Origin of the sequence: Rhodococcus sp. RDE2 (assembly GCF_020885655.1) — a bacterium.
Taxonomy (GTDB): Bacteria; Actinomycetota; Actinomycetes; order Mycobacteriales; family Mycobacteriaceae; genus Rhodococcus; species Rhodococcus pyridinivorans.
The window spans coordinates 1,788,464-1,803,005 of record NZ_AP025186.1; the positions used below are offsets into that span (position 1 = coordinate 1,788,464).

Here is a 14,542-nt window from a genome sequence, read left to right on the forward strand (position 1 = left end):
TGAAACGTGCGTTCAACCGCCGCCGGTGACGACCTCACCACCCGTGCCCGGATCCGCGACGCTGCCATCCGGTGCATCGCCGCGTACGGCGTCGGCGTGCCATTGCGCACCATCGCCGCCGAGTGCGGCGTCAGCGCCTCGCTGATCGTGCACCATTTCGGATCCCGCGCCGGATTGAAGGAACACTGCGACCGGTACGTGCTCGACGGGATCCGGCAGGCGAAGAGTGCCGTCCTCGACCCCCGGCTCGGGTCGGATGCTCTGCACGATCAGATGGAACACATCGAGACCTACGCGACCACGGTCGCATATCTCTTCCGCACCCTCCGAGCCGGCGGTGCCGCCGCCGCCGACTTCCTCGACCGACTCGTCGCCGACACCGAGGCCTATCTCGAGGAGGCGGTGGCCGCCGGAACCGTGCAGCCGAGCCGGTTCCCGTCCGAACGAGCACGCGCCCTCATCTCGTTCAGCGTCGGCGCCGTGCTCATGGACCTTCCCGGTCCCGACGAGTACCTCGATCTCGAGACGTTTCCTGCCAGGCTGCGTTCCTACACCGAACGCCTCATGCTGCCGATGCTCGAGCTCTACACCGAGCCGTTGCTGACGGACTCGACCCTTCTCGACGCCTATCTGGCAGTGCGCGAGGCACCCCCCGACTCCTGACGGAGGAAAGATGGACACCCAGATCATCGAAATCCGCGACGTCGTCAAGACATTCGGAACCACGAGAGCCCTCGACGGGTTCTCGATGACCGTCGAACGCGGTACCGTCGCCGGATTCCTCGGACCGAACGGCGCCGGCAAATCCACGGCGATCCGGGTGCTGCTCGGAATGCTGCGTGCCGATTCCGGCACCGCCCGTGTCCTCGGACTCGACCCGTGGACCGACGCCGTCGCGATCCACCGCCGGCTCGCGTACGTGCCCGGCGACACGAACCTGTGGCCCACCCTCACCGGGGGCGAGATCATCGACGTCCTCACCCGCATCCGCGGGGGAGAGGTCCGCACGCGCCGACGCGCCGAACTCCTCGAGCGGTTCGAACTCGACCCGACGAAGAAGGCCCGCACCTATTCGAAGGGCAACCGGCAGAAGGTCGCACTCGTCGCCGCACTCGCATCGGACGCCGAGCTCTACCTGCTCGACGAACCCACCTCGGGTCTCGACCCGCTCATGGAGGCGGTGTTCACGGACGAGGTGCGAGGGCTCCGTGACCTCGGCGCGACCGTGCTGCTGTCCAGCCACATCCTCGCCGAGGTCGAGAAGCTCTGCGACACGGTGACGATCATCCGTGCAGGACGCGATGTCGAGACCGGCACCCTCGCGCAACTGCGGCACCTGACGCGCTCGTCCGTGCGGGCCACCACGAGCGCCCCTGCCGAGCGTCTGGCCGGTCTCTCCGGGGTCCACGACCTCTACGCCGACGACGGCCGGCTCGCGTTCGACGTCGACAACACCGCCCTCGCCCCGGTCCTGCAGGAACTCGCCGGACTCGGCGTCGAGAACCTCACCATCACGCCCCCGTCGCTCGAAGAGTTGTTCATGCGGCACTACGGCGACACCTTCGACACCGGTGACGGGAACGGTGCCGGTGCCGTGGAGGAGGTGTCCTCACGATGACCACGACGACACCGACAGCAGTACCGACCCCCAGCGGTACCTCCGCGACGTCCGCGGCACCGTTCACCGGGCTCGGCACCCTGCTGCGGCTCTACCTGCGGTTGGACCGCGTGCGCATCACTGTCTGGACCCTCGCGCTCGCCTTCACGGTGTGGTCGACCGCCCTCAGCCTGGCCGCGGTCTATCCCGACGAGGCCTCCCGGCAGGCCCGCGCGGCCCTGCTGGAGAATCCGGCAGCCGTGCTCATGACGGGACCGGCCTACGGGATCGACAACTACACGCTCGGGGCGATGACCGCGAACGAACTGAGCCTGACCGTCTTCGTCGCCACCGCGATCATGAGCATCCTGCTCGTCGTGCGGCACACCCGGGCGCAGGAGGAATCCGGCCGGCTCGAACTCCTGCGGGCCCTCCCCGTCGGGGCCTACGCTCCGCCGGCGGCCGCTCTGATGCTGGTCTCGGTCGCGAACCTCGTCGTGGGCACCGGCATCACCGTCGCGCTCATCGCCGGCGGGCTCGATGTCGTCGGCTCGGTCGCCTTCGGTGTGGCCTCCGCCGTCACCGGGGTGCTCTTCGGTGCGATCGCCGCGGTGACCGCCCAGTTCGGCGAGCATTCCCGCTCGGCCACGGGCACGGCGCTCGCCGTGCTCGCCGCGGCCTTCTTCGTCCGCGGGGCGGGCGACATCATCGAGGCCACCGGGTCGTGGCTGTCGTGGCTCTCGCCGATCGCCTGGGCCCAGCAGACCCGGCTCTACGTCGACGAGCGGTGGTGGCCGCTGTTGTTGTCCGTCGCCACGACGGTCGTGCTGCTCACCGTCGCCGTTGCACTGTCGCGGCGCCGCGACCTCGGAGCCGGTCTACGGGCACCGAAACCCGGACCCGCCGAAGCGGATTCCGCGTTGCTCGGTCCGGTCGGCCTGATCCGTCGCCTGCTGCGCGGAGCGTTCGTGGGCTGGTTGACGGGACTGGTGCTGTTCGGTGTCGCGATGGGCGCCCTGGCGAGCTCCGTCGAGGACCTCATCGACGAGATGCCGCAGGTGCTGGACATGGTCGGCGTGGACCCCGACGCCCTCACCGCCTCCTTCGCCGGGATGATGTTGATGTTCCTCGCCCTCGGCGCCACCGCCTTCGGTGTGTCCGCCGTGATGCGGATGCGCAGCGAGGAGGACGGCGGACGGTCCGGTCTGGTGATCGTCACCGGAACCGGGCGCAGCGCATGGCTGTTCGCGGCGCTCGCCGTGATCGTCGTCCAGCTGGTCGTGGCGCTGCTCGTCTCCGGTGCTGCGACCGGACTGGGGGTCGCACTCGCGGTGGGCGACTGGGGATGGGTGCCGCGGATGATCGCGGCGTCCCTGGTCTACGTCCCGGCGGCGATCCTCGTGGTCGCCGTGGCGTTCGCGCTGCTGGGCTGCGTGCCGCGCGCGACCGGGCTGGTGTGGGTGCTGGTGGTGTGGACGGTGTTCGTCGCGTGGCTCGGCGAGATGCTCGACCTCCCCGACGAACTCGTCGCACTGTCGCCGTTCTCGCATGTCCCGCTGGTGCCCGCAGAGGGGGTGACGGCGATGCCGCTGATCGTCCAGGCGGTCGCAGCGGTACTGCTCGTCGCAGCGGCGGTCGTCGGATTCCACCGCCGCGACGTGCAGGTGTGACGGATCAGTTGCGGTATTCGGGATGTTCGGAGACGAACTTCTCGACGTACGAGCAGGACGTACCGATCTTCAGTCCCTGCTTCTTGGTCTCGTCGAGGGCGTGCTTCACCACGATCCCGGCGAGACCCTTACCGCGGAACTGCGGGTCGGTGACGGTGTGGTCGAAGTCCCGCAGGTCGCCGTGCTGCGTGTAGTCGGCGTAGGCCGCGAGGGCGTCGCCGAGATAGAGCGCGAAGCGGGCCTTGTCGGCGTCGTGCTCGATCCGGGGTTCGGTGCCGTCGATGTTCTGCGTCATGATTTCACCGTACTCGGAGCGTGCCCCGGAGGAGTGTCGACGACGATCGCGTCGTCGTCGGTCAACGCGACGTGTTCGACGCCGTGTTCGCGCAGATATCGCAGGGTCCGCTGTATCCCGTCGTCGCCCAGCAGCGAGTCGCCGGCGTGCGGCACGATCGCGTGCCCGACCCAGCCGAGTCCGTCCCACACCACCGGGACACCGCAGGTCGCGGCGACCTCGTCGGGGTCGTCGGAGAACTCGATGCCGCGCAGCGACGGTGTCGCGACGCAGGCCCCGGCGCTGTATCCCCCGTACACGAGGCGGTTGCTGTGCACCAGCTCGGTGAGCACGGCGTCGCCTCCGCTGCGCGCCAATTGCGCTCGCAGGACGAAGGTGTTGCCGCCGCGTACCCACACGGAGGTGAAGCCCGACAGACGCTGCCGCAGCGAGTCGGGATCGTCGAGGTGATCGCGCAGATCCACCTCCTCCGGCTCGAAGCCGAGCGACCGCAGCGGGCCCATCTCGCTCGTGACCGCCGCCGCGCGGGCCGAGGCCGGCCACGCGTCGGCAGCGTTCGCGATCACCGCGATCCGGCCCGGCACCCCCAGACGGACGAAGGCGTCCGGGTCGGTGCCGAACCGGTAGGAGGACAGGAACAGCCGCACGACGTCAGATCGTGAACGCGAGGTTGTCGACGATGCGGCGTCCGACCTCGGTGTCGTCGCCGAGGGAGATCTCGTCGATCCGGTCCTCGGCGCGCACGCGTCCACCGGCGAGCCGGACGAACAATCCGGAGTCCATCGCGATCGTCGACGTAGCCGGTTCGGACAGGGCCGCGACCTCGGTGGCCCGTCCGTGCACCTCGACGTGGACGGTGCGCGCGAGGGGACCGGAGAGCTCGATCGTGATGCGTGCTCCCTCGGGGGCCTTGCCGCGCTTGCCCACGATGAACGGAACCGCGCCGAAGACCTCCGCCGATCCGAGTTCGGCACGTGGGCCGCCCTCGCTGCCCGTCCTGCCGAGCGCGTCGCAGATGTCGAGTTCGTGGAGCCAGCAGTCGAACACGCGGATCCGCATGAAGCGCCCGTAGGGCGCCGGCCCGACGGGAGTGTTCGACTGCTTCCCGAAGTCCTCCTGGGTCATCGCGCCGAGTTGCTCCGTGCGCAGGGCGACGATCTCCCGGTAGCGCTCGAGCACGTCCGCGCCGGGGACGGGACGCAGCGACTCCACCCACAGCTCGTTGAAGGCCGCGATGTCGTTGCGCACGTGGTCGAACGAGCGCACGTCGCGTTCTACGCGCGGAGTCTCGATGCCCGCGAGCATCGACTCGGTGCCGATGAGATGCGCAGTGATGTCCTTGATGGTCCATCCCGGCAGGCAGGTGGCGGTGGTCCACTCGTCCTCGGTCAGTCCCGAGAGCAGGTCGTCGAGCACGGCGAACTGCTCGAGCAGCAGCGGCCGGATCGTGTCGATCGGGAACTCGGCAGCGGAGGTGTCGGAGGTGGTGTCGGGCTGCGATGTCACTGGTGCTCCTCGGCGGTGAGACGTTCGAGACCGGCGCGGATGAGTGCCGCAGTGGTCTCGGGGTCGTGGGGTCGACGGCGGACCAGACCGATACCCATCCGGACACGATCGCCGTCCCAGCGGGGAAGGACGTGCAGATGCGTGTGGAAGACGGTCTGGAACGCTGCCCGTCCGTCGTTCAGGACGAGATTGGTTCCGTCGGTGGCGAGTTCGGAACGGGCCATCGCCCGGGCGATCCGTTGTCCGGCGCGGAAGACGGCCGCACCCGACGCCGGATCGAGGTCCTCGAGGCGTGCGGCGTGCATGCGCGGGATCACGAGGGTGTGTCCGCGCGCGATCGGCCGGATGTCGAGGAAGGCCACGACCTCGTCGTCCTCGTACACCCGTGTCGCCGGACCGCTGCCGTCGGCTATGGCGCAGAACACACAGGAACTCACCGGGTCACCTTAACGCGGTGTGTCGGTCCCGATCCTCAGCGCGTCGACGAGGGCGGGAAGACCCACGGCGGCTGTGGTGCGCCAGGCGTGGTCCACCTGATCGCTCAGATCGGTCTCGCGCGGATCGATCTGCACCACCGGCACGCCGTGACTGCGCGCGAGCGACGGCAGGCCGGCCGCCGGGTAGACGACACCCGAGGTGCCGACGACCAGCAGCAGATCCGCCTCGCGCAGGGATTCGGTCGCGGTCTCCCACGGTTCCTGCGGCAACATCTCGCCGAACCACACGACGCCCGGCCGCCCGTCGCCTCCGCATGCGGGGCACGACGGCGGAGCGAGACGGGCGACGGGATCCTCCGGCGGGTCGGGGAGGTCGACGGCACGCTTGCACCGGCTGCACCGCGGGGCGAACAGACTCCCGTGCAGATGGGTGACCTCGGTGCTTCCGGCCCGCTCGTGGAGGTCGTCGACGTTCTGCGTCACGATCTGCACGTGGGCCGCCCGTGCCCAGTCGGCGAGGGCCCGGTGTCCGGCATTGGGTTGCACCCGCCGGACGAGCGCGACCCGCCACTGGTACCAGGCCCAGACCGTCGCGGGATCGTCCGCCCACGCCTCCGGTGTGGCGAGCGCGGTGGCGTCGAAGTTCTCCCACAGTCCGGTCTGCGCGTCGCGGAAGGTGGGGACACCGCTCTCGGCGGACATCCCGGCGCCGGTGAGGACGGCGACGCGCCGGGCCGAGCGGGCGAGGTCGAGGACGGGTTCCGGCACGTTCATGAGGCCAGGTTAGGTGCTCGGGTCAGGAGGGACCCGGGGTCGGGTGCTCCCTGCCGCATCGCGGGCACGGCTCCTCCTCGGACGTGATCATCGCCCCGCAGTCGGGGCAGAGGAGATGGAGCCAGCAGACCGGGTCGCCGCCGAGGTCCTCGGTGCTGTCGTTCGCGGGGTCCTTCCGAGGTTCGTGTGTCACGGACGCCCCTCTACGCCGACTGCCGGACGAGCGCAAAGGTCGGGTCCGGCGACCGGTCATCTGAATCGATTCCGACGTGTTCTGAATCGGTACACACCGTCGTTCGGTACACGCGGAACGAATCCGTTTGCACACCGCCTTCTTTCGCATCGGAGGCCGTTCCCCGGGCCGTTTCCGGGACCGATTCCGATCGTCCTACACGGTCTTGCTCACCGGAGGAAAATGGCATTTGTGAGGTGAGCTGCCTCACAAACTTGCGCCATCTTGCTGTTCGGACTCGATTCAGATGATCCGACCAGGTTGCGAGGTCACGGGAGGGCACGGTAGGTCTGCTTAAGCCTTTCAGTGCATGACAGGCCGTCACATGGCCTTCGATAACGCATCTTTCGCCGCCGATCGCGGCACGACGCGCACTTTCATCGACGCAGGAGTCAAGAATTGAGTACCGAAGGATCGAACACGGGGAGCGGAGCGCACCGCCGTCCGACCGTCGGCGTGGTTCGTGAGACGAACGACGGGGAACGGCGGGTCGCGCTCGTACCGAAGATCGTGCCCTCCTTGATCGGCAAGGGGCTCGACGTCGTCGTCGAGTCCGGTGCCGGCCAGGGCGCGCTCATTCCGGATGCGGCCTACAAGGAGGCCGGCGCAACCGTCGGCGACGCCTGGTCCGCCGACATCGTCGTCAAGGTCGCTCCGCCGAGCGACGCCGAGATCGCCCACCTGAAGTCCGGCCAGCGACTGATCGGCTTCCTCGCCCCGCGCAACGCCGACAACCAGATCGGTGCCCTGACGCAGGCCGGAGTCGAGGCGTACGCCGTCGAGGCCATTCCGCGTATCTCCCGCGCGCAGGTCATGGATGCCCTGTCGTCGCAGGCGAACGTCGCCGGATACAAGGCCGTGCTGGTCGCGGCGAGCGAATCCACCCGCTTCTTCCCGATGCTCACCACCGCCGCCGGCACCGTGAAGCCGGCGACCGTGCTGGTGCTCGGTGTGGGCGTCGCGGGTCTGCAGGCGCTGGCCACGGCGAAGCGTCTCGGTGGCCGCACCACCGGTTACGACGTGCGTCCCGAGGTCGCCGACCAGGTCCGGTCGGTCGGTGCCCAGTGGCTCGACCTCGGCATCGACGCCGCGGGTGAGGGCGGCTACGCACGCGAGCTCACCGAGGCCGAGCGGGCCCAGCAGCAGCAGGCGCTCGAAGACGCCATCAAGGGCTTCGACGTCGTCATCACCACCGCGCTCGTGCCGGGCCGCCCGGCGCCGCGCCTGGTGACCGCCGCCGCCGTCGAGGGGATGAAGCCGGGTTCGGTGATCGTCGACCTCGCCGGCGAGACCGGTGGCAACTGCGAACTCACCGAGCCCGGGCAGACCGTCGTCAAGCACGACGTCACCATCTGCTCGCCGCTCAACCTGCCCGCGACGATGCCGGAGCATGCCTCCGAGCTCTACTCGAAGAACGTGTACGCGCTGATCGAGCTCCTGCTCGACGAGTCCGGTGCCCTGGCCCCGGACTTCTCGGACGAGATCCTCGAAGCCGCCTGCGTGACGCGTTCGAAGGAGAACTCCTAGATGTACAACGAACTACTCGCGAACATCGCGATTCTGGTCCTGGCCGGATTCGTCGGTTTCGCCGTCATCTCCAAGGTGCCGAACACGCTGCACACGCCGCTGATGTCGGGCACCAACGCGATCCACGGCATCGTCGTGCTCGGCGCTCTCGTCGTGCTCGGTCATCTCCCCGGTGATGCCCACTGGGGCATCAAGATCATCCTGTTCGTCGCTCTGGTCTTCGGCACCCTGAACGTCGTCGGTGGCTTCGTCGTCACCGACCGCATGCTCGGGATGTTCAAGCAGCGCAAGGACTCCCCGGCTGCACAGAAGAAGGGGGCTGACGCCTGATGGGCTACCTCGTCTCGGTCCTGTACATCATCGCGTTCGCGATGTTCATCTACGGTCTGTCGGGTCTGACGGGCCCGAAGACCGCAGTCCGCGGCAACTACATCGCCGCCGTCGGTATGGTCATCGCGGTCGTCGCGGTGCTCATCGACATCCGTGAGACGGAGAACTGGGGTCTGATCATCGGCGGCCTGGCCGTCGGCATCATCCTCGGCGTCCCGCCGGCACTGAAGACCAAGATGACGGCCATGCCGCAGCTGGTCGCACTGTTCAACGGCGTCGGTGGTGGCACCGTCGCACTCATCGCGTGGGCAGAATATCTCGAGTCCATCAGCTTCACGACGCTGGACGACGACCCGACCGTGGTCATGATCGTCGGTTCGCTGTTCGCCGCGATCATCGGCTCGATCTCGTTCTGGGGTTCGCTCGTCGCCTTCGCGAAGCTGCAGGAACTGCTGAACAAGAACCTCGAGAAGAAGCTCGTCGCGTCGGCGAAGCTGTTCCAGCTGGCCAACATCGTGCTCGTCCTCGCGTCGATCGCCATCGCCGTCTACATCGGCATCAGCGCCGACGGTGAGCCGCTGGCCTCGTGGTGGATCCTGGCGCTGCTCGTCGCCGCCGGCCTGATGGGTCTGTTCGTCGTGCTGCCGATCGGTGGCGCCGACATGCCCGTCGTCATCTCGTTGCTCAACGCCCTGACGGGTCTGTCGGCCGCGGCCGCCGGTCTTGCGCTGAACAACCAGGCCATGATCGTCGCGGGCATGATCGTCGGTGCTTCGGGCACCATCCTGACCAACCTCATGGCCAAGGCCATGAACCGGTCGATCCCCGCGATCGTCTTCGGCGCCTTCGGTGGCGGCGAGGCGGCCGGCGGTGTGGCGTCGGCGTCGGGTGGCACGGTCAAGGCCACCTCGGCCTCGGACGCCGCCATCCAGATGGCGTACGCCAACCAGGTCATCGTCGTCCCCGGTTACGGTCTGGCCGTCGCCCAGGCGCAGCACGCCGTCAAGGAGATGGCCGCGCTGCTCGAGGACCGCGGTGTCGAGGTCAAGTACGCGATCCACCCGGTCGCCGGTCGTATGCCCGGCCACATGAACGTCCTGCTTGCCGAGGCCGACGTCGAGTACGACGCGATGAAGGAGATGGACGACATCAACGGCGAGTTCAACCGCACCGATGTCACCATCGTCATCGGCGCGAACGACGTCACCAACCCGGCTGCCCGCCTGGACTCGTCGAGCCCGATCTACGGCATGCCGATCCTCAACGTCGACCAGTCGAAGTCGGTCATCGTGCTCAAGCGCTCGATGAGCTCCGGTTACGCCGGTATCGACAACCCGCTGTTCACCGCCGACAACACGTCGATGCTGTTCGGTGACGCGAAGAAGATGGTCTCGGAGGTCACCGAGGAACTGAAGGCCCTGTAGGCCTTCCGGACCTGTCGCTGCTCCGTCACGGCGCCCACGCGGATCACCGCGTGGGCGCCGTCGGCGTCGGGGCGGCCGCGCTCACCTACTTGTCGGCGAGGAGCATGGGCACGGGATCGCCCAGGAACGCACCGATCGTCGCGAGTGCCCGTCCTGCCTGCTCCCCATCGACGAGCCGATGGTCGAACGACAGCGACAGCGTGACCACCTTCCGGATCGCGAGAGCACCGTCCACGACCCACGGGCGGTCGGAGATCGCGCCGACGGCGAGGATCGCCGACTCGCCGGGATTGAGGATCGGTGTTCCCCCGTCCACGCCGAACACTCCGACGTTCGTCACCGAGACCGTCGAACCCGTCAGCTCGGACGGCGTGGAGCGGCCCGTCCGCGCACGGTCGGCGACCTCGGCGATCGACCGGGCCAGGTGCGGCAACGACAGGCGCTGGGCCTCCCGGACCACGGGAACCTTCAGGCCGTCCGAGGTCGCGGTGGCGATCCCGAGATGCACGTCGTGGTGGAGCACGATCTCACCCGTGTCGTCGTCCCAGTGCGCGTTGAGCGACGGTTCGTCGGCGATCGCGTGCACCAGCGCGCGGGAGACGATGCTCAGCGCCGTCGGACGGACACCCTCGAAGGCCGGCGACGCGCGCAGGGTCGACACCAGATCGACGGTGGCGGTCGCGTCGCACGTGAGGAAGACACTGGCGTGCGGGGCGGTGAAGGCGCTGTGGGAGACGGCCTCGGCGGTCCGCTTGCGCACCCCTCCGACGGGTATACGCGTGATCCGCTCGGGGGACGGCTCAGGGGAGGGCGGGTGTGGTCGTCCGGCGGTGGGTTCTTCGCCGTGCCCGGCGGTGGGTTCTTCGCCGTGCCCGGCGGTCCGCCGCACGTCGTCGCGCGTGATCACACCGCCGCGTCCGGTGCCCGTCACCGTGTCCAGATCGACCTCGAGGAGGGCCGCGAGTTTGCGTGCGCCGGGCTTCGCGTCGGGTCGGGCGGGTGGGGTGTCGCGGTCCCGCCCGGCGTCCGGTGAGGCGCGGCGGGTGGCGCGCCTGCTCTGCGGGGCGTCGCCGGGTCCGTAGCCGACGAGCACCGACGGTCGGGACGGGCCGCTGCTGTCACCGGCCGGTTCGGCGGGCCCGTCCTCGGTGGCGATCCGCAGCAGGGGTGCCCCGACCGGCACCGTCTGCCCCGGTTCGACCAGCAGTTCCTCGACCGTGCCGGCATAGGGCGACGGCAGTTCCACCGTGGCCTTGGCGGTTTCGACCTCACCGATGACCTGGTTGAGTTCGACACGATCGCCGACCGCGACGACCCAGTGCACCCAGTCCGCTTCGGTGAGTCCCTCACCGAGATCGGGAAGACGGAATTCCTGTACTGCGCGTGTGGGATTGGTCATCGGTGCGCCTCACGCTGCGAGTGCGCGGTCGACCGCGTCGAGAATGCGATCCGGGTCGGGGCGGTGGTGGGATTCGAGTTTGGCCGGGGGGTAGGGGATGTCGAATCCGCCGACCCGCAGGACCGGTGCCTCGAGCTGATAGAAGCACCGCTCGGTCGTGCGGGCGGCGATCTCCGCGCCGATGCCGCAGAAGACCGGCGCCTCCTGCACGACGACGAGCCGGCCGGTCCGTCGCACCGACGCCTCGATCGTGTCGAAGTCGATGGGGGACAGCGACCTCAGATCGACGACCTCGAGCGAATGTCCTTCCGCCTCGGCGATCTCGGCTGCGCGCAGCGCGGTGCCGACCAGCGCACCGAAGGTCACGACCGTCGCGTCGGAACCGGAGCGGACGACCCGCGCGGACGTGAGCGGGAGGTCGGGTGCGGTGTCCGTGTCGACCTCACCGCGTTCCCAGTAGCGGTGCTTCGGCTCGAGGAAGATCACCGGGTCGTCGAGCGCGACGGCCTGCTGGATCATCCAGTACGCATCGGATGGAGTGCTCGGGCTCACGACCCGCAGACCCGCGGTGTGGGTGAAGTACACCTCCGGTGATTCCGAATGGTGTTCGACCGCACCGATGCCGCCACCGTAGGGGATCCGGACGGTCAACGGGGCCACCACGGCACCGGCGGTGCGGTAGTGGATCTTCGCGACCTGCGAGACGATCTGGTCGAAGGCCGGATAGACGAAACCGTCGAACTGGATCTCGCACACGGGCCGATAGCCGCGCAGCGCCATCCCGAAGGCCGTTCCCACGATCCCGGATTCGGCGAGCGGAGTGTCGATCACGCGACCCTCACCGAAATCCTTCTGCAAGGTGTCGGTGATGCGGAAGACACCACCGAGGGTGCCGACGTCCTCGCCCATGATGACGACCTTGGGGTCGTGTTCGAGTGCACGGCGGAGTCCGGCGTTGAGGGCGCCGCCGAGGGTCATCGTCGTGGTGGTCATCGTCGCGCCTCCTCCGTGGGTCCGAAACTCGCCAGATACTCGGCGTAGTCAGCACGTTCCTGTTCGACGAGCGGATGCTCGGTGGCGTAGACGTGGTCGAACAGGGCGTCGGGTTCGGGGTCGGGCATCCCGAGCGTGCCGCGTCGTAGCCGCATCGCGGCATCGTCGGCGGCCGACCGGACCTCGTCGAAGAAGTCCTCGTCCGCGTGCCCCTCGCGTTCGAGCAGTCGTCGCAGCCGATCGATGGGGTCGCGTGCCTTCCACTCCTCGATATCGGCGGGTGTGCGGTAGCGGGTGGGGTCGTCGGAGGTCGTGTGCGGGCCCATGCGGTAGGTGAGTGCCTCGATGAAGAACGGTCCGGCACCCTCGCGGGCATGCCGGACGGCGCGCCGGGTCACCGCCAGGACTGCGAGGACGTCGTTGCCGTCGACCTGCACGGCCGGCATCCCGAATCCGGCGGCGCGCCGGGCCAGAGGGACCGGGCTCTGCACATGGGTGGGCACGCTGATCGCCCAGTGGTTGTTCTGGCAGATGAACACCACGCCGACACCCCAGCTGACGGAGAAGACCATGGCCTCCGAGAGGTCGCCCTGGCTCGTGGCGCCGTCGCCGAAGTACACGACGGTGGCGATCTCGGCACCGTCGAGCTTCGCGCCCATCGCGTAACCGGTGGCGTGCAGGCCCTGGGCGCCGACGACGATCGCCGGGTTGGTGGTGGCGACCGTCTGCGGATCCCATCCGGACAGGCCGCACCCACGCCACAGGCGGGTCATGTCGGCGGGGTCGACGCCGCGGCACAATGCGACGGCGTGCTCGCGGTAGCTGGTGAAGACGTAGTCGTCGGGCGCGAGTGCCCGGGCGGAGCCGACCTGCGCGGCCTCCTGGCCCTGGAGCGGCGCCCAGAGGCCGAGCTCGCCCTGCCGTTGAAGGGCCGTGGCCTCCGCGTCGACGCGTCGCGCGACGACCATGTCGCGGTAGAGCCCGCGCAGTTCGTCGGGGCCGACGTCGGCGACGAGTGGGCCGTACTCGGTGTCGAGGACGCGTCGCCCGTCGGGCTGGATCAACTGGACCGGATAGGCGGTCGGTACAACCATCTGATCACCTCGTCGGTGCGGATCCGGCGTGCCCTCGTGAGGCCCGACCGGATGATGTGTGCCGTACATCACATCATCCGGGCAAATCGCGCGTGCGCAATCGATCCGCCCCCGACCGTGCAGAAAGCACGGTTTCAGGGTGCGTTCAGCTGGCAGACTGCGAAGAATGACCAGTCTGGATGCCACCGATGCGCGTCTGCTGCTCGAACTCACGCGCACACCACGGGCCACGGGAGTGGAACTCGCGCAGCGTCTCGGGTTGTCCCGCAACACCGTCCAGGCGCGTCTCGCCCGATGGGAGGCCGAGGGCGTGCTCGCCTCGTTCGACCGGCGGGTGGATCCCGTCAGCCTGGGTTATCCGCTCGCCGCCTACGTGGCCACCCGGGTCGATCAGCACCGTCTCGACGAGGTCGTCGACGAACTCGCACAGATCCCCGAGGTCACCGAGGTCTACGGGCTGACCGGGCAGATCGACCTGTCGGTGAAGGTGGTCGCCCGTGACGCCGACGACCTCTATCGGCTCGCGGGCCGGATCCTGAAGATTCGCGGCGTCGAGCGCACGGACATGTCGCTGGTCATGCAGGACCTCGTCCCGCAGCGGACGGCTCCGCTGCTGGCCCGGGCGGCCGGGCGCAGCGGAGACGACGCGACGTAGGGCGTCAGCGGCCCGCGTTCGGCGTGGCCAGTTGGGCGGCGGCCTTGCGGATCTGATCGGGGATCGGGACGGGGCGGCGCGTCTGCGGATCGACGTAGACGTGGACGAACCGGCCGGTCGCCGCCGGGATCAGGGTGTCGTCGGCCTCCCGGAAGATTGCGAGCGAATAGGTGATCGACTGTGTGCCCAGACGTTCGACCGCCAGTCCGACCTGCAGGCGGTCGGGGAAGGACAATTCGGCGAGATAGCGGCAGGAGGTCTCGGCCACGACCCCGATCGCGTCGAGTTCGCGGATGTCGACACCGGTGGTGGAGATGAGCCACCCGTTGACCGCCGAGTCGAAGTACGAGTAGTACGTGACGTTGTTGACGTGGCCGTAATGGTCGTTGTCGGCCCAACGCGTCTGCATGGGCCACAACACCGGGAACTGCTCCGGCTCAGGCGGGGCGGCTGGGCTCGTCGGTTGGCGGTTGCTCACGTCTCGACGATAGTGCTCTCCGCACGTCAAATCAGACCAACCCCCACGCCAATCCCGAACCGAGACGCAAAACCCTCGAATCGGACGTGCACAGGGCGTGTCCGCTTGCGGGGGTCGTCCCGGCACGCACG

General features: G+C 68.7%; 16 protein-coding genes. 7 read left to right on the forward strand and 9 right to left on the reverse strand.

Translation table 11 applies throughout. The features are described 5' to 3' along the window. Positions 1–6 precede the first annotated feature (6 nt). From LPH33_RS08325 to LPH33_RS08335, 3 genes are read left to right on the forward strand one after another with little or no spacing between them, the layout of a single operon-like run. Entirely contained in the window at positions 7–663 is a 657-nt protein-coding gene (locus LPH33_RS08325; protein WP_088898719.1) for a TetR/AcrR family transcriptional regulator, read from the forward strand. A 10-nt stretch (positions 664–673) separates the two neighbouring features. Next, the gene (locus tag LPH33_RS08330) at positions 674–1,618 is read left to right on the forward strand and encodes an ABC transporter ATP-binding protein (protein WP_160876181.1); all 945 of its coding nucleotides are present in this window, start codon (positions 674–676) and stop codon (positions 1,616–1,618) included. Then, the gene (locus LPH33_RS08335) at positions 1,615–3,267 is read left to right on the forward strand and encodes an ABC transporter permease (protein ID WP_229567800.1); all 1,653 of its coding nucleotides are present in this window, start codon (positions 1,615–1,617) and stop codon (positions 3,265–3,267) included. The genes LPH33_RS08330 and LPH33_RS08335 overlap by 4 nt, the downstream gene beginning before the upstream one ends. A 4-nt stretch (positions 3,268–3,271) precedes the next feature. On the opposite strand, the gene LPH33_RS08340 is transcribed toward LPH33_RS08335, so the two are convergent. Genes LPH33_RS08340 through LPH33_RS08360 form a run of 5 tightly spaced genes read right to left on the reverse strand, consistent with a single transcriptional unit; the run spans position 3,272 to position 6,279 of the window. Then, positions 3,272–3,562, reverse strand: a complete 291-nt coding sequence (locus LPH33_RS08340) for a GNAT family N-acetyltransferase (protein ID WP_016693758.1) — start codon at positions 3,560–3,562, stop codon at positions 3,272–3,274. Next, positions 3,559–4,209: a Type 1 glutamine amidotransferase-like domain-containing protein gene (locus LPH33_RS08345; RefSeq protein ID WP_088898716.1), complete on the reverse strand. Its 651-nt coding sequence runs from the start codon at positions 4,207–4,209 to the stop codon at positions 3,559–3,561. The genes LPH33_RS08340 and LPH33_RS08345 overlap by 4 nt, the downstream gene beginning before the upstream one ends. 4 nt (positions 4,210–4,213) lie before the next feature. Beyond that, a complete protein-coding gene (locus LPH33_RS08350; protein WP_088898715.1) occupies positions 4,214–5,068 on the reverse strand; it encodes a maleylpyruvate isomerase family mycothiol-dependent enzyme in 855 nt (284 codons plus the stop codon). Then, positions 5,065–5,505 (reverse strand): HIT family protein, encoded by a 441-nt coding sequence (locus LPH33_RS08355; RefSeq protein WP_088898714.1) that lies wholly within the window; start codon positions 5,503–5,505, stop codon positions 5,065–5,067. Before LPH33_RS08355 ends, LPH33_RS08350 begins: the two co-directional genes overlap by 4 nt. A gap of 9 nt (positions 5,506–5,514) precedes the next feature. Continuing rightward, positions 5,515–6,279 (reverse strand): SIR2 family NAD-dependent protein deacylase, encoded by a 765-nt coding sequence (locus LPH33_RS08360; protein ID WP_088898713.1) that lies wholly within the window; start codon positions 6,277–6,279, stop codon positions 5,515–5,517. A 631-nt stretch (positions 6,280–6,910) separates the two neighbouring features. On the opposite strand from LPH33_RS08360, the gene LPH33_RS08365 reads away from it, so the two are divergent. From LPH33_RS08365 to LPH33_RS08375, 3 genes are read left to right on the forward strand one after another with little or no spacing between them, the layout of a single operon-like run. Further along, positions 6,911–8,038, forward strand: coding sequence for a Re/Si-specific NAD(P)(+) transhydrogenase subunit alpha (locus LPH33_RS08365; RefSeq protein WP_006552915.1), 1,128 nt, complete (start codon positions 6,911–6,913; stop codon positions 8,036–8,038). Continuing rightward, complete coding sequence (locus LPH33_RS08370; RefSeq protein WP_006552916.1) at positions 8,039–8,368, forward strand: NAD(P) transhydrogenase subunit alpha; 330 nt, start codon at positions 8,039–8,041, stop codon at positions 8,366–8,368. Beyond that, positions 8,368–9,792, forward strand: coding sequence for an NAD(P)(+) transhydrogenase (Re/Si-specific) subunit beta (locus tag LPH33_RS08375; RefSeq protein ID WP_088898712.1), 1,425 nt, complete (start codon positions 8,368–8,370; stop codon positions 9,790–9,792). The genes LPH33_RS08370 and LPH33_RS08375 overlap by 1 nt, the downstream gene beginning before the upstream one ends. Before the next feature lie 85 nt (positions 9,793–9,877). Here LPH33_RS08375 and LPH33_RS08380 read toward each other — a convergent pair whose 3' ends face one another. From LPH33_RS08380 to pdhA, 3 genes are read right to left on the reverse strand one after another with little or no spacing between them, the layout of a single operon-like run. Further along, entirely contained in the window at positions 9,878–11,191 is a 1,314-nt protein-coding gene (locus LPH33_RS08380; RefSeq protein ID WP_229567802.1) for a dihydrolipoamide acetyltransferase family protein, read from the reverse strand. A 9-nt stretch (positions 11,192–11,200) separates the two neighbouring features. Next, complete coding sequence (locus LPH33_RS08385; protein ID WP_016693765.1) at positions 11,201–12,184, reverse strand: alpha-ketoacid dehydrogenase subunit beta; 984 nt, start codon at positions 12,182–12,184, stop codon at positions 11,201–11,203. Further along, the gene (pdhA, locus tag LPH33_RS08390) at positions 12,181–13,278 is read right to left on the reverse strand and encodes a pyruvate dehydrogenase (acetyl-transferring) E1 component subunit alpha (RefSeq protein ID WP_088899337.1); all 1,098 of its coding nucleotides are present in this window, start codon (positions 13,276–13,278) and stop codon (positions 12,181–12,183) included. The genes LPH33_RS08385 and pdhA overlap by 4 nt, the downstream gene beginning before the upstream one ends. A 166-nt stretch (positions 13,279–13,444) precedes the next feature. Between pdhA and LPH33_RS08395 the strand changes: the two genes are divergently transcribed. Then, positions 13,445–13,933 carry an Lrp/AsnC family transcriptional regulator gene (locus tag LPH33_RS08395; RefSeq protein ID WP_016693767.1) on the forward strand — a complete coding sequence of 163 codons (489 nt, stop codon included), beginning with the start codon at positions 13,445–13,447 and terminating at the stop codon, positions 13,931–13,933. Between the two features lie 4 nt (positions 13,934–13,937). Here LPH33_RS08395 and LPH33_RS08400 read toward each other — a convergent pair whose 3' ends face one another. Continuing rightward, positions 13,938–14,411, reverse strand: a complete 474-nt coding sequence (locus LPH33_RS08400) for an acyl-CoA thioesterase (protein ID WP_024103679.1) — start codon at positions 14,409–14,411, stop codon at positions 13,938–13,940. Between the last annotated feature and the right edge of the window lie 131 nt (positions 14,412–14,542).